The following is a 19,121-nucleotide window of genomic DNA, read 5'->3' as shown; positions in this document are numbered from 1 at the left end:
AACCGCTCCGCCGTCAGGGACGGGCCAGATGCCAGACGCCCTTGACCCCGTCACCAGTGATGTCACCGGCCTTGCTGTCCTTGACCCAAGTGTAAAGCGGCATGCCCTTGTGGGTCCACTGGCGCGAGCCGTCGGCGCGCAGCACGATGCCGAATTCGCCCTGCGGGCGGGCGGTATTGGTGGCCTCGAGCGGCGGCCATTTTGCCGCGCAATCGTCATAGCAGTTCGACACGGCGGGCATGTCCTTGTCAAAGGTATAAAGCGACAGGCCATTGCCATCGGTCAGTACTGCGCCCTTGGCGGTGTCGCCGGTCTGGATCGCGGTGCCCGCCAGGGCGGATGTGGCAATGGCCAGCGACAGGGCGGCCAGGGCAAGGCTGGGTTTCAGGGTCATGTCGGGTGTCCTTCTGATCTCACTCAACCGGTGCCTCATGCAACCGGCAGAACAAAGGACGCCACCGCGCCGCAAATAATCCCTAGCCTCGCGTTTTCGTGATCAGGCGACCCGGGCGCTGGTGGCGCGCTGGTCGATCAGGAAATCGGTGGCCATGGCCCCCACCCACATGAAGAACAACGCCGCCCAGGCGGTGCCGACAAAGATCGAGCCGCCGGTCACGCCCGCACCGATGGCGCAGCCGCCCGCCAGCATGCCGCCGAACCCCATCAGCGCCGCGCCGATCATCGCCTTGCGCATGGTGACCGGTCCGTCAAAGGCCTGGATCTTCATCTCGCCCGCCAGCGCCGCGGCGATCATCGCGCCGATGAACACGCCCGGTACCAGCCCGACATCGAATTCCAGAACCGCGTTGCGGTCGAGAAAGAACATGAGCGTATGCGCCGAGGGCCCGGTAAAGGTGGCGCTTTCGATCTGCACCGGCTCAAAGGCCACCTGACTCAGCGCATAGGTCAGCACCCAGCCCAGCGCGACGGCAAAGCCCACGCCCGAGGCAAAGACCAGCCGCGCCGCGCCGATCCGGTGGCGCCGCGCCAGCACCAGCGCGAAAACGGCGCAGATCAGGCCCAGCACCAACCCGCCGTATTCCGGCAAGCCAAAGGTGGTAAGCAGGTTCATGTTGCGTCCGCCTTCGGTAATCCACAGCGCCGCCAGCTTGTCGCGCAGCGGCGATAGCAGGCCCGACAGGCTCATCTGTGCGACAACTGCAAAGATCAGCCCGGATACCACCGAGCGCAGGTTGCCGGTGGCCGCCAGCACCAGCAAGCGCCCGGAACATCCGCGCGCCAGAACCATACCGGCGCCGAACATCAGCCCGCCGATGATCGCCCCCGACCAGCTGCCGGGCACCGCCATCATACGGGCATCGGCACCGTTCATCAGCCCCATCAACTGCGCCGCCTGCACCCAGACCAGCGCCGTGGAAAAGGTCAGCAGCCAGACCGCCACCTTGTCCTCCATCCGGCCACGGGCAAATTCGACCGTGGCCGCGCGCAGGCAGAATCGCGACCGCTGTGCCGCGACACCAAAGGTGATGCCGGTGATCAACCCGAACAGGGCGGCGGTGGGGGCTTCGCCGATGCGTTCGACAAGGCTGACAAGATCCATGACGCTCTCCGGGCTGCAAAAGTTGCGCCGTTATAGCGACACATTCCGATATGTGATTTGATTTAGGTCATGCGGTGACGCCGGACCGGGCTGCGCGCTGATGCAGAGCGATTGTGCAGTGCGGGCTTTGCTCTCGCCAAGGCGAGGGAATGGGCGTAAGGCATTTGCCATGTTCCGACCCGTTCCCCTGTCTCAGGCCGCCGGCCTGCCGTTCTGGCGCCGTCCCGTCACGCTGTTGTTCGCGATGGCCATTGCCATGCCCATCGCCTTCAACGCGTGGAGCGCGCTGCTCAACAACTTTGTCATCGAGGTGGCGAATTTCGACGGTGCCGATATCGGTCTGCTGCACACGGTGCGCGAAATACCCGGTTTTCTGGCCGTCGGCGTGATCGCGGTGATCCTGGTGATGCGCGAGCAGGTGCTGGGGTTGATCTCGCTGATGTTGCTGGGGGTGGCCACGGCGGTCACCGCCTGGTTTCCCAGCCTGGGTGGCCTCTTGATGGTGACCCTCTTCAGCTCGATCGGGTTTCACTATTACGAGACGGTGAATCAGTCGCTGCAACTGCAATGGCTGTCAAAGGACCGCGCGCCGCAGATGCTGGGCTGGCTGGTGGCCACCGGATCGGCCTCGACGCTGGTGATCTATGGGCTGATTGTGCTGACCTGGGACCGGTTCGAGCTGAGCTATAACACGGTGTTCATGGCGGCGGGCGGGTTGACCGTGGTGATCGCCCTCTTTTGCCTGCTGGCCTATCCGCAGTTCGATGCGCCGACGCCGCAGACCAAGAAACTGATCCTGCGCCGGCGCTACTGGCTTTACTACGCGCTGCAATTCATGGCGGGCGCAAGGCGGCAGATCTTTGTGGTCTTCGCAGGCTTTATGATGGTCGAGAAGTTCGGGTTCGACGTGCACGAGTTGACCGGTCTCTATCTGATCAACCTGGTGATCAATATGGGGGTCGCACCGCTTTTGGGACGGGCGGTGGCCCGGTTCGGGGAACGGCGCACATTGATATTCGAGTATGCCGGCCTGGCGATGGTCTTTGCCGCCTATGGTGGCATCTACTGGTTCGGCTGGGGCGTAATGCTGGCGGCGATCCTTTACGTGATCGACCATATCCTGTTCGCCTTGGCGCTGGCGCTGAAGACCTATTTCCAGAAGATCGCCGACCCGGCCGATATCGCGCCGACCGCTGCCGTTGCCTTTACCATCAATCATATCGCGGCGGTGTTCCTGCCGGTTCTGCTGGGTCTGCTCTGGGTGGTGTCTCCTGCGGCGGTGTTCGGGCTGGCGGCCTGCATGGCGCTGATCTCGCTTGGCCTGTCGCTGCTCATCCCGCGCCACCCCGAACCGGGCAACGAGACGGTGCTGTCGAAATACATGCCCGCCGCCCCGGCGGAATAGCCGGATGGAGCGGCGCGGGCGGTTCCTGAGCGGCTCGACCATGGGGCATGTGATCCGCATGACCCTGACCGGCGCGATGGGGATCACCTTTGTCTTTCTGGTCGATGCGGCCAATCTCTACTGGATTTCCCGGCTGGGGGATCCGCGCCTGATGGCGGCGATCGGCTTTTCCTTTGCCATCCAGTTCCTGTCGGTCAGCGTCGGTATCGGGCTGATGATCGGCGCGGTGGCGCTCATTTCTCGCGGGATCGGGCAGGGGCGGCGCGGGCTGGCACGGCGGCATGCCACGGCGGCGATGCTGCTGGCCTTTGCCATCCAGAGCCTTGTCGGCCTCGTCATCTTTGTCTTTCGTCATCAGATCGTTCAGCTATCGGGCGCCAGTGGCGAGACGGCGGAACTGGCGGCGCGCTATCTGGCGCTGTCGGTGCCCTCGCTGGGGGTAATGGCGGCGGGTATGGTCGCCAATGGCGCGCTCAGGGCCGAGGGGGACGGCATGCGCTCGATGTCGGTGACGCTGACATCGGGCGGGGTGGCGATGGTGATCGACCCGTTCCTGATCTACGGGCTGGAAATGGGGCTGGATGGCGCCGCGCTGGGCGTGGTGCTGTCGCGGTTCGTCATGCTGGCGATGGCGTTCCGCTTTGCCACGGGGCCGCATGACCTGCTGGCCCGGCCTCGGCGGCGCGACCTGCTGGCCACCTGGCGCCCGTTCATGGTGATCGCGGTGCCCGCCATCCTGACCCAGCTGGCCGCCCCGGTTGGCAATTACATCCTGACCTCGGTCATGGCGCAGTTCGGCGATCAGGCGATGGCGGGCTGGGCCGTGGTGGGGCGGCTGACGGTGGTGGCCTTTGGCGGCATCTTCTCGTTGGCGGGGGCCATCGGCGGTATCTTTGGGCAGAATTTCGGCGCCGGAGAACATGCGCGCCTGCGCAGCACCTATCGCGACGCGGTGCTGTTCGGCCTTGGCTATACGCTGGTGATGTGGGCGGTGCTGAGCCTTGCTGCCCCCGGTATCGGCTCGGTGTTCGACCTGCAAGGCCCCGCGCTCGAGGTGCTGCGCGCCTTTACCCATGTGGGCGCGGGCGGATTTGTTTTTGCCGCGCTGCTGTTCGTGTCGAACGCCGCCTTCAACGCGCTGGGCAAGGCGCGGCGGGCGACGCTGACCAACTGGCTGCGCGACGGGGCGCTGACGCTGCCCGCCGCGCTCTGGCTGGCGGGAGCCTACGGGGCAACCGGCGTGATCTATGCGCAGGCGCTGTGCAGCTTTCTGGTGGGGCTGGGGGCGTCGTTCTGGGGCTGGCGGTTCGTCGTTGGCCTGGGCCGCCGTCACCTGCCACGGCTTGACCTCGCGCCGCCACGGCCCTACGCGCATCCTGACAGATACAGGAGACGCTGATGCCCACCTTTACCGCGCTGACCACCCTGACCGGCAAATCCCAGGCCGAGGCGCTGGGCGAGGCGATGGAGAGCCTGACCCCCGAACCCACCGGTATCGGCGTGTTCGAGCTGGAGGACGGCTCGGGCCTGTGGGAAGTCGGCGGCTATTTCACCGAGACCCCCGACGATACCGCGCTGGCGCTGTTGGCGGCGGTGCATGGCGCCCAGCCCTTCGTGGTGTCGGAGCTGCCCGAAACCGATTGGGTCGCTCATGTCAGGCGCGAGTTGTCGCCGGTCGAGGCGGGGCGCTTCTTTGTCTATGGCAGCCATGATGCCGACAAGGTGCCAGCGGATCGCATCCCGCTGCTGATCGAGGCGTCGATGGCTTTTGGCACCGGCCACCACGGCACTACGCTGGGCTGTCTGCGCGCGCTGGACGGGCTGATCGAGCAGGGGTTCACTGCCGCCAAGGTGGCCGATATCGGCTGCGGCACCGCGGTGCTGGCGATGGCGGCGGCGCGGGTCTGGCAGGGCGATTTCCTGGCCTCGGATATCGACGCGGTCGCGGTCGAGGTGGCCGAAGCCAACCTCAAGGCCAACGGCATGGAGGGCGCGGTCACCTGCCTGGAGGCGGCGGGCTTCGACCATGCGGAACTGGCGGCGCATGCGCCCTATGACCTGATCTTTGCCAACATCCTGAAAGGGCCGCTGGTGGCGTTGGCCCCCGATCTTGTGGCCCATCTGCGACCCGGCGGTTATGCGATTCTGTCCGGCATCCTGAACGAACAAGCCGATGATGTGATCGCGGTTTATGCGCAGGCTGGAACCAATCTTGTCGATCGCGGGGTGATTGGTGACTGGACTACGCTGCTGCTTCGCAAAATCGACGCAATTTAGGCCAGTTTTACAGGCATTTTATACATCCGCCTTGGTTTCGCCCAATTTCGACCGTAGCATAGTTCCAACGCTGGTGGGGGCCGGTGTATGGAGGTTGCCATGGTCGATAACAATGTCGACTTCGACCAACGCATTCGTCGATTGAATAAGAAGCACGAGGCTCTGTCGCGCGGCTATACCGCTCGCATGCGCAAAGATGGGCTGATCGAATTGAAGCCCCGCCGCGCGAGCGTGCAAATGCCGTTTCGGGCGCTGCTTCTACTGTGCTTGGCGATCCTCGCTTTCAAGGCATTTTTGTTGGCCAGTCTCGGCCCTGACAGCTATGACGCCCGCCTGTCGAGCTTGGCTGAGGGCACGCCGGTCGAACAAGCCGGAGCCTGGGTGATGCAGGTCGATCCGGCAAGCCTGTTCCTTGCCGAACAGATCGGGCCCATTCTGCGCTGATTTTCCCTCGGCGAAGAAAAAACGCCGCATGCTATTTCTTGCATGCGGCGTTTGCTGTTGTCCCGAGGGAGCGGGATGAACTTAGTAAACGGTCTTGCCTGCGGCGACGGTGTCGATGTCGGCGCGGCTCAGGCCGATATCTTCCAGCTCGCGGTCGCTCAGCGCGGTCAGCGCATTCCGGGTTGCGCGGGCGTCGTTCCAGGCGGCAAACGCGTTTGCGATGGTGGTGCCAAGAGCAGCGAAACGGCCAACGAGGCCGAAGGAGCCTTGAGCGAAGCGGGTGGTGTCCAGTGCGGCCATATCCGTGCGTCCTCTATAGGGTTGTGAGTAGTGGTCGTTGTTTCAGCCGGGCATCTAGGCGCCGAAAATCGACAAAGCAAGCGCGCAAATTGCATGTTCGGCATGCGCTGATTGCATAGGTCAAATTCGTCGAAACCCTTATGAAATATTGGGTAAATCGACTGTGAAAACCTGTCGCTTTCTGCGTCGCAGCATGTCGGTTTTGTGCAGGAAGTCGAAAACGGGATCCGAGGCGTCGGAATCATGCGTGAGCGTAAAGCGCTTGGAAAATGTTCCCCTTTCGTGCTAATTCGTGAAAAAAGTTACAACAACGGGCGGGCAGGGCGGACACATGCGTATACTTGGCATTGATCCAGGCTTGAGAACGCTGGGCTGGGGCGTGATCGAGTCGCGGGGCAGTCGGCTGTCGCATGTGGCCAACGGGCTGTGTCATTCCGATGGCGACGATCTGGGCGAGCGGTTGTTGTCGCTGCACAATCAGATCGTCGAGGTGATCGCCGCGCACCGGCCTGATCAGGCGGCGATCGAACAGACTTTCGTCAACAAGGACGGGGCGGGCACGCTGAAACTGGGTCAGGCCCGCGGTGTGGCGCTGCTGACGCTGGCGCAGGCCGGCTTGCCTGTTGGCGAATACGCTCCGAACCGGGTCAAGAAGACGGTGGTGGGTGTAGGCCACGCGGAAAAGGAACAGGTCATTCACATGGTCAAGCTGCAATTGCCCGGCTGCCTTCCCAAGGGGGCGGATGCGGCGGACGCGCTGGCCATCGCCATCTGCCACGCCTATTACGGAGGCGCGAAGGCGCTGAGCCAGAGAGAGGTGCGGGCATGATCGGCAAGCTGACGGGGCGGCTCGACTATCGCGCGACCGACCATGTACTGATCGACGTGCGCGGGGTCGGCTATATTGTCTATTGCTCGGATCGGACGCTGGCGGCGCTGCCGGGTGTGGGCGAGGCGGTCGCGCTGTATACCGATATGGTGGTGCGCGAGGATCTGATGCAGCTTTATGGCTTCATGTCGCTGGCCGAGAAGGAATGGCACCGGCTGTTGTGTTCGGTCCAGGGGGTCGGGGCCAAGGTGTCGCTTGCCATTCTGGGCGCATTGGGGCCGGACGGGGTCAGCCGGGCGATTGCGCTGGGCGACTGGGCCTCGGTCAAGTCGGCCAAGGGCGTGGGGCCGAAAACGGCGCAACGCATCGTGCTCGACCTCAAGGACAAGGCGCCGGGGGTTATGGCGATGGGCGGCACGGTGGCCCAGGCAATGGAGGGCGCGGCAGAGGTGGTCGAGGTGATCGAACCCGCCGCGCCGGCGCCGCGCAAGACCGCGCCGCCCAGCGGCGCCGGTGCCGCGACCGCAGGTGCCCTGTCGGCGCTCTCGAATCTGGGTTATGGCCCCTCGGATGCCGCCGCCGCCGTGGCACAGGCCGCCGCTGAGGCGCCGGAGGCGGGAGAGGCAGAGCTGATCCGCGCGGCGCTGCGCCTGCTCGCGCCCAAGACATGAGGTGCGCTCGATCCGCCCTGGCGGGCGTCCTTGCGGGAGATGACAGATGACCGACGCCGATCCGACCCTGCGGCCAGATCCGTTGCCCGAGGACAATGACCGCGCCTTGCGTCCGCAGGCGCTGGACGAATTCATCGGTCAGGCCGAGGCGCGGGCCAATCTGCGCATCTTCGTGCAATCGGCCCGCCAGCGGGGTGAAGCGATGGATCACACGCTGTTCCATGGCCCGCCCGGCCTGGGCAAGACCACGCTGGCACAGATCATGGCGCGCGAGCTGGGGGTGAATTTCCGCATGACCTCGGGGCCGGTTCTGGCCAAGGCGGGGGATCTGGCGGCGATCCTGACCAACCTCGAGGCGCGCGATGTGCTGTTCATCGACGAGATCCACCGGCTGAACCCGGCGGTCGAAGAGGTGCTCTATCCGGCGATGGAGGATTTCGAGCTGGACCTTGTGATCGGAGACGGGCCCGCCGCGCGGACCGTGCGGATCGAGTTGCAGCCCTTTACGCTGGTCGGGGCGACCACGCGGATGGGCCTGTTGACCACGCCGCTGCGCGACCGGTTCGGCATACCGACCCGGCTGCTGTTCTACACCGTTGACGAGTTGTTCGAAATCGTCAGCCGCAATGCGCGCAAGCTGGGCGCCCCTGCCGACGAGGCCGGCGCGCGTGAGATCGCGCGGCGCGCCCGCGGCACCCCGCGAATTGCCGGGCGCCTGCTGCGCCGGGTGGTCGATTTTGCCGTGGTCGAGGGCGACGGCCGCATCACCCGCGAACTGGCTGATCACGCGCTGACCCGGCTGGGGGTCGACCAGTTGGGCCTTGATGGCGCCGACCGCCGTTATCTGCGGCTCATCGCCGAAAATTACGGCGGCGGGCCGGTGGGGATCGAGACCCTGTCGGCGGCTTTGAGCGAGAGCCGGGACTCGCTGGAAGAGGTGATCGAGCCCTATCTTTTGCAGCAGGGATTGATCCAGCGCACCCCGCGCGGGCGCATGCTGGCGCAGAAGGCCTGGACGCATCTGGGCCTGGACGCGCCGCGCCCGCCGGGGCAGAGCGACCTGTTCGGCTAGGGATGGGGATGTGCAAGGGGGCGCTGCCCCCACCTACAAAATTCGCCGAATTTTGTAGGCTCCCCCGGAGTATTTTGGGCAAAGTGAAGGGGCGCGGGTTGCGATCTTGCAATGGCGGGGGTGGACCTTGGCCCGCGTTTCGACAAGAAACGGGGCGCCTTTTTGCGGAGCCGGTCCACCATGCTGACACCTGAGACAATCGAAGCCATGTTCACCCGCGACGACGGCAGCTTTCAGTTCGCCCGCTGGGGGCGACCTGTGGTGCCGATCGTGTTCGGGGTCGAGGATGAAACGCTGTCGGTGGTAAAGGGCGCGTTCGAGGCGGTGATGGCGCTGGCGGGTCACAAGATGGCCGAGACAGATCCCGAATTGGGGGCCAACTGCATGGTTTTCTTCTTTCGTGACTGGGAGGAACTTCTGGCAGTCCCAGACCTCGACAGGCTGATTCCGGATCTGGCGCCGCTGGTCGAACGGCTGACGGCAGCAGGTGCGAACCAGTATCGCGCCTTTCGCTTTGACGAAGGAGGGGCGATCCGCGCGGCATTCGTCTTTTTGCGGATGGATGCGCAGATGGCGGCACAGCCCGCCCAGACGCTGGCGCTGGCCCAGGTGGTGCAAGTCATGCTGTTGTGGTCCGAGGCCGCTTTCCGCGAACAATCGCCGCTTGGGCTAGCGGGTGACGCAACGATTCTGCGGCCCGAGATTGCCGGGTTGATCCGTGCGGCCTATGATCCGATCCTGCCAGGGGCGGCGCGGGACGCCTCTCATGCGCTCAGACTTTTTGCCCGCATGGAGCGCCCGCAATGACGCATGTCTTTCCCGTTCGGGTCTATTACGAAGACACCGACATGGGCGGCATCGTCTATCATGCCAACTATTTGCGGTACATCGAGCGGGCGCGCTCGGACTGGGTGCGCAACCTGGGCAACGACCAGAACGCGATGCGCGAGGCCGGGCTGGTCTGGGTGGTGCGCAAGATCGAGGCCGAATACCTGGCGCCCGCGCGGTTCGAGGACGACTTGACGGTGCTGACCGAGGTGGTCGCGCTGTCAGGGGTGCGATTGACCATGGCGCAGAGCGTCCGGCGCGGCGAGACCGAGATCTTTCGGGCCACCGTCACCGCCGTCTGCATGAACGGCGAGGGACGCCCGGTGCGTCTCCCGGCGGAGATTCGCGCATTGCTGTAACAATTTTCGGCGCCTCTGCTGTTCTGTTGGAAATCGCCGGGAATCTGCTATAGCGTCGTGCGAAACAAGGCCGGAAAACCGGTCATAGGGCAATAAAGAGCAGGTTCATGGAAACAGAAGCCCTGGCATTGGCGCAGGAAATCGATTTCTCGATGTGGGGGCTTTTCGCCCGCGCGACGCTGACGGTCAAACTGGTCATGCTGTTGCTGCTTCTGGCATCGTTCTGGGCCTGGGCCATTATCATTCAGAAACACATCCTGTATCGCGCGACCCGGCGCGAGGCGGACCGGTTTGATCGGTCTTTCTGGTCGGGCGAGCCGCTGGACGAGTTGTTTGAACAGATCGGGACGGATCCGGAGGGCAGTTCCGAGAAGATATTCGCCGCTGGCATGATCGAATGGCGTCGCTCGCATCGCAACGACGGCGGCCTGATCGCCGGGGCGCAGGCGCGCATTGACCGGTCGATGGACGTGGCCATCGCCAAGGAGGCCGAAGGGCTGCAACGCGGCCTGCCAGTGCTGGCGACGGTCGGGTCGACCGCACCCTTCGTGGGTCTTTTCGGCACCGTCTGGGGCATCATGACCGCCTTCATCGAGATTGCCGAGCAGCAGAACACCAACCTGGCCGTTGTGGCGCCGGGCATCGCCGAGGCGCTGCTGGCCACCGGTCTGGGCCTATTGGCCGCGATCCCGGCGGTCATTTTCTACAACAAGCTCAGCGCCGACAGCGACCGGATCGTTGCGGGCTACGAGGCGTTTGCCGACGAGTTCGCCACCATCCTCTCGCGTCAGCTGGACAGCTGAGCCATGGGGGCCGCGGTTCAGCAATCCGAAGGCGGGTCAGGCGGGCGTCGGCGCGGGCGCCGTCGCGGACGCGCCCGGCCGATGTCCGAGATCAACGTCACCCCGTTTGTGGACGTGATGCTGGTGCTGCTCATCATTTTCATGGTGGCGGCGCCGCTGATGACGGTGGGGGTGCCGGTCGAACTGCCCAAGACCGCCGCCGGCGCGCTGCCCTCGGATGACGAGGAACCGCTGACCGTGACCATCACGGCAGAGGGTGAGGTGCAGATCCAGACAACCGCCGTGCCGCGCGACGAGCTGGTCGCGCGCCTGCGCGCCATTGCCGCCGAACGCAGCAGCGACCGGGTCTATCTGCGTGCCGATGGCGGTATTCCCTATGCCCAGGTGATGCAGGTGATGGGGGCGCTGAACGCGGGCGGATTTTCCAATGTCGGGCTGGTCACCGATACCGGCGGACCACGGCTCGACAGTGGCGGAGAGTGAGGCAGCGGTTTGCAGACCGGCACCAAGATTTCCGCGCTCGCCCATGTCACGTTGGTTGCATGGGCCTTTCTGGGCGGTGCCTTCCGCTCGGATCCTTTGCCTTTCGAGGTGCAGGAGGTTTCGGTCATTTCGGCCGAGGAGTTCGCGGCGCTGAGCGCGCCGCGCGAGGCGCCCGAGATCATTCCTCAGCCCGTCGAACCGGAACAGCCTACCGCGCCCATCGAACAGCCGGCGCCGGTGGAACCAGCGCCCGAGCCCGAGCCGGAACCGGTGCGCCCCGAGCCGCAGCCGGTGGCCCGGCCCGAACCCGAGCCCGAACCTGCGCCGCAGCCGGTCGAGCCCACTCCGGAACCGCAGGTGCCCAGCGAGGCGCCCAGCCTGGAACGGCCAGAGCCTGAAACGGTGCTGTTGCCGGAACCGCCGGGAAAGCGCCCCAAACCGCGCCCGGTTGAGCGCGTCGCCCCGGAACCGGTGGCAGCACCGCCGCCCGATGCACGCCCGGATCCAGTCGAAACCCCGCCCGTGAGTGCCGAGCAAGGGGCCGAAACGCCGCAGCCCGAGCAGCCCGCCACCGCACCCGAGGAGGCGACCGACCGGATTGAACCCGAGGCCGATCCGACGGCCGAGGTGGCGCCGTCGCGCTCGCCCCGCCCGAAGACGCGCCCGCAGCAGCCCACGCAGACCGCCGAGACCAAGCCCGCGGCCACACCAGAGGCAAAACCCGCAGCAAAACCCGAGGCGAGTCCGGCACCTGCCAGCCAGGCCGCCGAGACCCGCAGCGCGGTGAACGATGCCCTGGCCGAAGCGCTGGCCGCGACCGAGGAACCGGCCGCCGCACCAGCTCCCACCGGCCCGCCGTTGACCAGCGGCGAGAAGGACGCGCTGCGCGTGGCGGTGTCGCAATGCTGGAACGTGGGCTCGCTTTCCAGCGAGGCGCTGAGGACGACAGTGGTGGTTTCGGTGCGGATGAATGCCGACGGCACGCCCGATACCGGCTCGATCCGCATGATCGAAAGCTCTGGCGGATCGTCGGGGGCCGCGAAACAGGCCTACGAGGCCGCGCGCCGTGCTATCATCCGTTGCGGGGCCAAGGGCTATAAACTTCCCAGTGAAAAATATGATCACTGGCGTGATATCGAAATGACATTCAATCCCGAGAGGATGCGGATCAAATGATGAGAATTCTGACCAGCCTTGTTCTGGGTGCAGCGCTGCTGGCCGGAGCGGCCCAGGCGCAGAACCAACCGCTCAGGATCACCATCGATGAGGGGATCATCGAACCCTTGCCCTATGCGGCGCCGAATTTCGTGCCCGACAGTCCCGCCGCTGCCGAATACGCGGCCGAGATCGCGCGCGTTCTGGCCGACGATTTGACCGGCAGCGGTCTGTTCCGTGAAATCCCGTCGACCGCCTATATCAGTCAGGTCACCTCGTTCGACGCGCCGGTGCAATTCGCCGACTGGAAGGCGATCAACGCGCAGGCACTGATCACCGGCGCGGTCAGCGTGTCGGGCAACCGGCTGACGGTGCGGTTCCGCCTGTGGGACGTGTTCGCCGGGGCCGAACTGGGCAGCGGCCTGCAATTTGCAGGCACGACCGACGGCTGGCGCCGCATGGCGCACAAGGTGGCCGATGCGGTCTATAGCCGGATCACCGGCGAAGGCGGCTATTTTGACAGTCGCGTCGCCTTCGTTTCGGAAAGCGGACCCAAGGACCAGCGCCGCAAGCGTTTGGCGATCATGGATTACGATGGCGCCAACGTGCAGTATCTGACCGACAGCTCGTCGATCGTGCTGGCGCCACGTTTCTCTCCCTCGGGCGACCGCGTGCTTTATACCAGCTATCAGGGTGGCTTTCCGCGCATCCACATCCTGGACGTCGGCCAGGTGCAACAGCGCGTCTTGCAAAGCCAGGACGGCACCATGAGCTTTGCGCCGCGCTTTTCGCCCGATGGTCAGACGGTGCTGTTCTCGCTGGCGCAGGGCGGCAATACCGACCTCTATGCGATGAATATCGCCTCAGGGCAAAGCACCCGGCTGACGAGCGCCCCCTCGATCGAGACCGCGCCCAGCTATTCCCCGGATGGCAGCCGTATCGTGTTCGAAAGCGACCGATCCGGCACGCCGCAGCTCTATGTCATGTCCGCCTCGGGCGGCGAGGCGACCCGGATCAGTTTCGGTCAGGGCCGTTATGGCACGCCGGTCTGGTCGCCGCGTGGCGACCTGATCGCATTCACCAAGCAGAGCAAGGGCCGGTTTCATATCGGCGTGATGCGCACCGATGGCAGCGAGGAACGTCTCTTGACCGCCTCGTTCCTGGACGAGGGGCCGACCTGGTCGCCCAATGGGCGCGTCATCATGTTCACCCGCGAGACGCAGGGCGCCAGCGGGCGCGCCGCGCTCTATTCCGTCGACATCTCGGGCCGCAATCTGCGCCCGGTCCGCACCCCCGATGGCGGCAGCGATCCTTCGTGGTCGCCGTTGCAAAAGTAAACCGCGGATTCCCCCACTTCGGCGCGCGTTCACATGGACGAGTCGATGTGATATCAAAGAGACAAGAAAATCTTAGGTGAGGCACCTGGAATGAACGTATTGAGCAAGCTAACAGTAATCGGCGTGTTGCTCGCGCTGACAGCCTGTACAAATCCCGCGGATCTGGGCGATGGCAATGCTGTCGATCTGAACGGAGCTGGCGCGGGCGCTGGCAGTGGCTTGGTGAGTGATCCCACCTCGCCGGCCTATTTCAACCAGGCGATCGGCGACCGCGTTCTGTTCTCGGTAGACCAGTCAACGCTCAGCGCCGAGGCGCAGGCGACCCTCGGGGCGCAGGCACAGTGGTTGCTAACCAACACTGACTACAACGCGACTATCGAGGGTCACGCAGACGAGCAGGGCACCCGCGAATACAACCTCGCGCTGGGCGCCCGCCGCGCCAATGCTGCGCGCGAGTATCTGATCTCGCGCGGGGTGGCCGGCAGCCGGCTCAAGACTGTCAGCTATGGCAAGGAACGCCCGATCGAGATTTGCAGCGACGAGGCCTGCTATTCCAAGAACCGCCGTGCGGTGACGGTTCTGACGACGGATCTGACGGGGTAAGCGGATGAGAGTTGCTGGCGCGGTTTTTGCCGTTTCTCTGGCATTTGCGGGGCAGGCACCGGCTCAGGATCAGCAAACGCTCGCCGACATCAGGCAGGAGTTGACGGTTCTGCATGTCGAGGTGCAGCGGCTCAAGCGCGAATTCTCGACCACTGGCTCGCCTTCGCCTTCGGTGGCAGGGGGCACAGTTCTTGAGCGGGTCGATGCGATTGAGGCAGAATTGCAGCGGTTGACGCGGCTGACAGAGCAGCTCAATGCTAGAATCGACCGCGTGGTTGCCGATGGCAGCAACCGGGTGGGCGATCTGGAGTTCCGCCTGTGCGAGTTGGAGGCGGATTGCGATATCGCGAAACTGTCCCAAGGTACCACCCTGGGCGGAGACGTGCAGGTAACGCCCGCGGCCTCGCCCCAGCCCAGCCAGTCGCAGACTGAACTGGCGGTGGGCGAACAGGCCGAATTCGACAGCGCCAGCGAGGCACTCGCGGCGGGCGACTATGCCAAGGCTGCCGACCTCTTTGCCCAGTTCGAGGCCTCCTATCCCGGCAGTCCGCTGGCCGCCGAGGCGCATCTGAAACGCGGTAAGGCACTGGATGGAACGGGCGACACCCGCGAGGCGGCCCGCGCCTATCTGGCCAGTTTTACCGGTGACAGTACCGGGCCGCTTGCCGCCGAGGCGCTTTTCCAACTGGGGGCAGCGCTGGGCCGGTTGGGACAGACTAGCCAGGCCTGCGTTACGCTGGGCGAAGTATCTGTCCGGTTCCCGTCGGCGGCTGCCGTTGCCGACGCAAATCGGGAAATGTCCTCGCTGGGGTGCTCTTGACGGCTGGCGGCCAGAACCTCGTCGATCATCTCAGGGCGCAGTTCTCCGCCCAGCCGCCTCGGCGGCTGGGCGTTGCCGTTTCCGGGGGTGGGGACTCGGTTGCTCTGATGCATCTGCTGGCCCGCAGCTTCCCGGGTCGTGACGTCACACTGCTGGTCGCGACGGTCGACCATGGCTTGCGGCCCGAGGCAGCCTCCGAGGCGGCGCTGGTCGCCCGCCAGGCCGCTGGCCTGGGCTTGTCACATGAAACCCTGCTTTGGACCGGATGGACCGGCGAGGGCAATCTTCAGGACCAGGCCCGCCGCGCCCGCTATACGCTGCTGACCGAATGGGCGCTGCGCAACCGTGTGACCACGCTGGCGCTGGCTCACACCGCCGACGATCAGGCGGAAACGCTGCTGATGCGGCTGAGCCGGTCCGCCGGTGTATCCGGGCTTGCCGCCATGGCGCCGCGACGCATGCAGAACGGGGTGGTGCTGGTGCGGCCCCTGTTGGGTATCACCCGCGACACGCTGCGCAACTTTTTGCTTAGCGAAGGCATCGGTTGGGCCGACGACCCGTCGAACGAGGATGCCCGTTATGACCGCATCAAGGCGCGCCGGGCGCTGGCGGATCTGGCGCCCTTGGGCATCGATGCGCAGGGTCTGGCAGAGGTGGCCGCCAACATGGCCCGCGCGCGCGAGGCACTGGATTGGTACACCTTTCTGGCGGCGCGCGACCTGACCCGGATCGACGGCGGCGATGTCCTGCTGGAGCCGCGCGGTTTTCGAACCCTGCCCGATGAGATCGCGCGACGGATGCTGTTGCATATCGTCAGCTGGATCGGAGGCGGCGAATATCCGCCGCGCCGCGCCGCGGTGGCAGAGGCGCTGGCCGCGCTGCGCCACGAGCGTTCGGGCCAGTTGGGGGGGTGCCTGATCCTGGGGCAGGGGCGCCGTATCCGGTTTTGTCGTGAACACAAGGCGGTCGAAACCCTCACCACCCCGCAGGGCGAACTGTGGGATGGGCGCTGGGTGCTGCGCGGCCCGGTGGTCAAGAACGGAGAGCTGCGCGCGCTTGGCCCGGCGGGGTTGAAACTCTGCCCGGACTGGCGCCTGACCGGGCGCCCCCATGCGGCACTGATCGCCAGCCCGTCGGTCTGGAGCGGGGACACTCTGATCGCCGCGCCGCTGGCCGGATTGCCCAATGGTTGGACCGCCGAATTGGAAAGCGGCGAAGAAGACTTCTACGCGTCCCTTTTATCGCATTGAACCTCGCTCGATCCTCTCTATTTTAAGAAACAAGCTGGCTGCGGAGTTCCGCGGCCGGAAAGTATTGGGAGAATGTCCTTGGGCAACGCACGTAACATCGCCTTCTGGGTCGTCCTTTTCCTGTTGATTCTCGCTCTGTTCAACCTGTTCAGCGGGTCGGGCGGAACCTTGCAGAGCCAGGAAAAGACCTATTCCGAATTTGTCAGTGCCGTCGATGAAGGCAATGTGACAAAGGTGATCCTAGACGGTGAGCAGATCCGCTACCGCACCACTGACGGTCGCGATTTCGTCACGATCAAGCCTGGCGATGCCGAGGTGACGACCCTCTTGATCGACAAGAACATCCCGGTGCGCGCCGAAAAGCAGCAGCAATCGGGGTTCCAGTCCTTCCTCATCACGCTGTTGCCGTTCCTGCTGCTGATCGGGGTCTGGGTCTATTTCATGAACCGGATGCAGGGCGGTGGGCGCGGTGGCGCCATGGGCTTTGGCAAGTCCAAGGCCAAGATGCTGACCGAGAAACATGGCCGCGTCACCTTTGACGATGTCGCGGGTATCGACGAGGCCAAGGAAGAGCTGGAAGAGATCGTCGAATTCCTGCGCAACCCGCAGAAATTCAGCCGTCTTGGCGGCAAGATTCCCAAAGGCGCGCTGCTGGTGGGCCCTCCGGGCACCGGTAAGACGCTCTTGGCGCGCGCCATCGCGGGCGAGGCGGGCGTGCCCTTCTTCACCATTTCCGGCTCGGACTTCGTGGAAATGTTCGTGGGTGTCGGCGCCAGCCGCGTGCGCGACATGTTCGAGCAAGCCAAGAAAAACGCGCCCTGCATCGTCTTCATCGACGAGATCGACGCCGTCGGCCGTCATCGTGGCGCCGGTTATGGCGGCGGCAATGACGAGCGCGAACAGACGCTGAACCAGCTGCTGGTGGAAATGGACGGGTTCGAGGCCAACGAAGGCGTCATCATCCTGGCCGCCACCAACCGCAAGGACGTGCTGGACCCCGCGCTGCTGCGTCCGGGCCGGTTCGACCGTCAGGTCACCGTCGGCAACCCCGACATCAAGGGCCGCGAGAAAATCCTGGGCGTACACGCGCGCAAGACCCCGCTGGGCCCTGATGTCGATTTGCGCATCATCGCGCGCGGCACGCCCGGCTTCTCGGGGGCCGATCTGGCCAACCTCGTGAACGAAGCGGCGCTGATGGCCGCCCGCGTGGGCCGGCGTTTCGTGACCATGGAGGATTTCGAGAACGCCAAGGACAAGGTCATGATGGGGGCCGAGCGCCGCTCGATGGTGCTGACCCAGGACCAGAAGGAAAAGACTGCCTATCACGAGGCGGGCCACGCGGTGGTGGGGCTTGCCCTGCCGATGTGCGACCCGGTCTACAAGGCCACGATCATCCCGCGCGGCGGCGCGCTGGGCATGGTGGTAAGCCTGCCGGAAATGGACCGGCTGAACTGGCATCGTGACGAATGCCAGCAGAAACTGGCGATGACCATGGCGGGCAAGGCTGCCGAGATTCTCAAATACGGCGAGGATCACGTGTCCAACGGTCCGGCGGGCGACATCCAGCAGGCCAGCCAACTGGCCCGTGCGATGGTGATGCGCTGGGGCATGTCCGACAAGGTCGGCAATATCGACTATGCCGAGGCGCATGAGGGCTATTCCGGCAATACCGCCGGTTTCTCGGTCTCGGCCCATACCAAGGAGCTGATCGAGGAAGAGGTCAAACGCTTCATCCAGCAAGGCTATGATCAGGCCCATGCCATCCTGACCGAACGCCGCGACGACTGGGAACGTCTGGCCCAGGGTCTGTTGGAGTACGAGACCCTGACCGGCGACGAGATCAAGCGGGTCATGAACGGCGAACCTCCGCATGAAAGCGATGACGAGGATCCGGGCAAGGATCAGGGCAACGCCGCCAGCGTGACCGCGATTCCCAAGACCAAGCCCAAGGCGCCACCGGCAGGCGGGATGGAGCCCGAACCCACCGCTTGATTTCGAACAGAGCAACATCAAAAGGCCCGGCATGCGCCCGGGCCTTTTTGTTTTGGCTGGCCTCTGACGGAGAGGCGGCTAAGGTTGCGGCCGTCACCAATGGGAGAGTGTACGAATGCCGGTTCTTGAGAAAAGCGGTTATGTGGGCCGGGTCGAATGGCTGGGCTGGGTGCCTGCGGGCGGGGTGCTGCGGGCAGAACCAGTCGATATGCTGGAGCTGAGCTTTTCCGGGGTCACAGGCGAGCGGCACGAGGGCGCCACGCGTCCCTCCTGTGTACGGGTGCGCAACCTCTATGACCGCGATACCGAGATCCGCAATGTGCGCCAGCTGACCATTCTGTCGACCGAGGAACTGGCTGCCATCGCCACTGAAATGGGGTTGGACCGTCTCGACCCGGCCTGGCTCGGCGCCTCGATCGTGGTCAGCGGCATTCCCGATTTCACCCATGTACCGCCCTCCTCGCGCTTGCAGAACGGGGACGGAACCACGCTTACCATCGACATGGAAAACCGCCCCTGTGTCTTGCCGGGAGGCGAAGTCGAGGCCGACAAGCCCGGTCATGGCGCTGCCTTCAAGCCCGCGGCACAGGATCGGCGCGGCGTCACCGCCTGGGTCGAACGCCCCGGTACTCTGCGGCTGGGCGATGAACTGACCCTGTTCATCCCCGATCAGCGTCCATGGATGCCATAAGCGGCACAGGTTTCCGAAACGTCACCCGCGAAATCGGCCCGCGACGTTTCGCGTCGCGAATATGTCGGAATCCACATCCTGCCGGTGCAAATGCGACGTTACTGCTGTCACCAGCCCGGCGCGTGTGCGCCGGTATACCAGGACATCAAGCGGGGGATCGCACCCATGGCGTATAAGAGTGACATTGAGATAGCGCGCGAGGCGCGGAAGTTGCCGATCTTGGAGATTGGTGCGAAGCTGG

Annotated in this window: 21 protein-coding genes; 18 read left to right on the top strand and 3 right to left on the bottom strand. The window is 64.8% G+C overall.

Annotation, left to right across the window (positions count from 1 at the left end):
- Window positions 1-13 precede the first annotated feature (13 nt).
- Both MB818_RS11575 and MB818_RS11570 read right to left on the bottom strand, forming a co-directional pair.
- A complete protein-coding gene (locus MB818_RS11575; protein ID WP_234216904.1) occupies window positions 14-394 on the bottom strand; it encodes a COG4315 family predicted lipoprotein in 381 nt (126 codons plus the stop codon).
- 102 nt (window positions 395-496) lie between these two features.
- A complete protein-coding gene (locus MB818_RS11570; RefSeq protein ID WP_234139767.1) occupies window positions 497-1,561 on the bottom strand; it encodes a YeeE/YedE family protein in 1,065 nt (354 codons plus the stop codon).
- Between the two features lie 169 nt (window positions 1,562-1,730).
- On the opposite strand from MB818_RS11570, the gene MB818_RS11565 reads away from it, so the two are divergent.
- The 4 genes from MB818_RS11565 to MB818_RS11550 all read left to right on the top strand — a co-directional run bounded on the left by MB818_RS11565 (window position 1,731) and on the right by MB818_RS11550 (window position 5,687).
- Window positions 1,731-2,966 carry an MFS transporter gene (locus MB818_RS11565; protein WP_234139766.1) on the top strand — a complete coding sequence of 412 codons (1,236 nt, stop codon included), beginning with the start codon at window positions 1,731-1,733 and terminating at the stop codon, window positions 2,964-2,966.
- A gap of 4 nt (window positions 2,967-2,970) precedes the next feature.
- A complete protein-coding gene (locus MB818_RS11560; protein WP_234142997.1) occupies window positions 2,971-4,365 on the top strand; it encodes an MATE family efflux transporter in 1,395 nt (464 codons plus the stop codon).
- Complete coding sequence (locus tag MB818_RS11555) at window positions 4,365-5,243, top strand: 50S ribosomal protein L11 methyltransferase (protein ID WP_234176637.1); 879 nt, start codon at window positions 4,365-4,367, stop codon at window positions 5,241-5,243. The genes MB818_RS11560 and MB818_RS11555 overlap by 1 nt, the downstream gene beginning before the upstream one ends.
- Before the next feature lie 99 nt (window positions 5,244-5,342).
- Window positions 5,343-5,687 (top strand): hypothetical protein, encoded by a 345-nt coding sequence (locus MB818_RS11550; RefSeq protein ID WP_234162670.1) that lies wholly within the window; start codon window positions 5,343-5,345, stop codon window positions 5,685-5,687.
- Window positions 5,688-5,768: 81 nt separating this feature from the next.
- Here the strand turns inward: MB818_RS11550 and MB818_RS11545 are convergent, their stop codons facing one another.
- Window positions 5,769-5,987: a DUF1127 domain-containing protein gene (locus MB818_RS11545; protein ID WP_234139762.1), complete on the bottom strand. Its 219-nt coding sequence runs from the start codon at window positions 5,985-5,987 to the stop codon at window positions 5,769-5,771.
- Window positions 5,988-6,318: 331 nt separating this feature from the next.
- On the opposite strand from MB818_RS11545, the gene ruvC reads away from it, so the two are divergent.
- The 14 genes from ruvC (at window position 6,319) to MB818_RS11475 (ending at window position 18,880) form a co-directional block, all read left to right on the top strand.
- On the top strand, window positions 6,319-6,816 hold the full coding sequence (ruvC, locus tag MB818_RS11540; RefSeq protein WP_234139761.1) for a crossover junction endodeoxyribonuclease RuvC: 498 nt from the start codon (window positions 6,319-6,321) through the stop codon (window positions 6,814-6,816).
- Window positions 6,813-7,487: a Holliday junction branch migration protein RuvA gene (ruvA, locus tag MB818_RS11535; protein ID WP_234139760.1), complete on the top strand. Its 675-nt coding sequence runs from the start codon at window positions 6,813-6,815 to the stop codon at window positions 7,485-7,487. The genes ruvC and ruvA overlap by 4 nt, the downstream gene beginning before the upstream one ends.
- 46 nt (window positions 7,488-7,533) lie before the next feature.
- On the top strand, window positions 7,534-8,559 hold the full coding sequence (ruvB, locus tag MB818_RS11530) for a Holliday junction branch migration DNA helicase RuvB (protein ID WP_234139759.1): 1,026 nt from the start codon (window positions 7,534-7,536) through the stop codon (window positions 8,557-8,559).
- Window positions 8,560-8,739: 180 nt separating this feature from the next.
- Window positions 8,740-9,366: a hypothetical protein gene (locus tag MB818_RS11525; RefSeq protein ID WP_234139758.1), complete on the top strand. Its 627-nt coding sequence runs from the start codon at window positions 8,740-8,742 to the stop codon at window positions 9,364-9,366.
- Window positions 9,363-9,746: a tol-pal system-associated acyl-CoA thioesterase gene (gene ybgC / locus MB818_RS11520; protein WP_234139757.1), complete on the top strand. Its 384-nt coding sequence runs from the start codon at window positions 9,363-9,365 to the stop codon at window positions 9,744-9,746. Before MB818_RS11525 ends, ybgC begins: the two co-directional genes overlap by 4 nt.
- 107 nt (window positions 9,747-9,853) lie before the next feature.
- Window positions 9,854-10,549: a protein TolQ gene (gene tolQ, locus MB818_RS11515; protein WP_234139756.1), complete on the top strand. Its 696-nt coding sequence runs from the start codon at window positions 9,854-9,856 to the stop codon at window positions 10,547-10,549.
- A gap of 3 nt (window positions 10,550-10,552) precedes the next feature.
- Window positions 10,553-11,032 carry a protein TolR gene (gene tolR, locus MB818_RS11510; protein ID WP_234139755.1) on the top strand — a complete coding sequence of 160 codons (480 nt, stop codon included), beginning with the start codon at window positions 10,553-10,555 and terminating at the stop codon, window positions 11,030-11,032.
- A 9-nt stretch (window positions 11,033-11,041) separates the two neighbouring features.
- Entirely contained in the window at window positions 11,042-12,208 is a 1,167-nt protein-coding gene (gene tolA, locus MB818_RS11505) for a cell envelope integrity protein TolA (RefSeq protein ID WP_234216898.1), read from the top strand.
- Complete coding sequence (gene tolB, locus MB818_RS11500) at window positions 12,205-13,524, top strand: Tol-Pal system beta propeller repeat protein TolB (RefSeq protein ID WP_234237628.1); 1,320 nt, start codon at window positions 12,205-12,207, stop codon at window positions 13,522-13,524. Before tolA ends, tolB begins: the two co-directional genes overlap by 4 nt.
- Before the next feature lie 90 nt (window positions 13,525-13,614).
- The gene (gene pal, locus MB818_RS11495; protein ID WP_234139752.1) at window positions 13,615-14,127 is read left to right on the top strand and encodes a peptidoglycan-associated lipoprotein Pal; all 513 of its coding nucleotides are present in this window, start codon (window positions 13,615-13,617) and stop codon (window positions 14,125-14,127) included.
- 4 nt (window positions 14,128-14,131) lie between these two features.
- Window positions 14,132-14,947: a tol-pal system protein YbgF gene (ybgF, locus tag MB818_RS11490; protein ID WP_234139751.1), complete on the top strand. Its 816-nt coding sequence runs from the start codon at window positions 14,132-14,134 to the stop codon at window positions 14,945-14,947.
- Window positions 14,938-16,197 carry a tRNA lysidine(34) synthetase TilS gene (tilS, locus tag MB818_RS11485; protein WP_234162668.1) on the top strand — a complete coding sequence of 420 codons (1,260 nt, stop codon included), beginning with the start codon at window positions 14,938-14,940 and terminating at the stop codon, window positions 16,195-16,197. The genes ybgF and tilS overlap by 10 nt, the downstream gene beginning before the upstream one ends.
- 78 nt (window positions 16,198-16,275) lie before the next feature.
- On the top strand, window positions 16,276-18,189 hold the full coding sequence (gene ftsH / locus MB818_RS11480) for an ATP-dependent zinc metalloprotease FtsH (protein ID WP_234139749.1): 1,914 nt from the start codon (window positions 16,276-16,278) through the stop codon (window positions 18,187-18,189).
- Between the two features lie 115 nt (window positions 18,190-18,304).
- Window positions 18,305-18,880: an MOSC domain-containing protein gene (locus MB818_RS11475; RefSeq protein ID WP_238905158.1), complete on the top strand. Its 576-nt coding sequence runs from the start codon at window positions 18,305-18,307 to the stop codon at window positions 18,878-18,880.
- Window positions 18,881-19,121: the final 241 nt, after the last annotated feature.

Origin of the sequence: Ruegeria alba (genome assembly GCF_022321465.1) — a bacterium.
Classification (GTDB): domain Bacteria; phylum Pseudomonadota; class Alphaproteobacteria; order Rhodobacterales; family Rhodobacteraceae; genus Ruegeria_B; species Ruegeria_B alba.
Note: the sequence above shows the minus strand (reverse complement) of the source record. Positions and strands in the feature narration are given on the sequence as shown.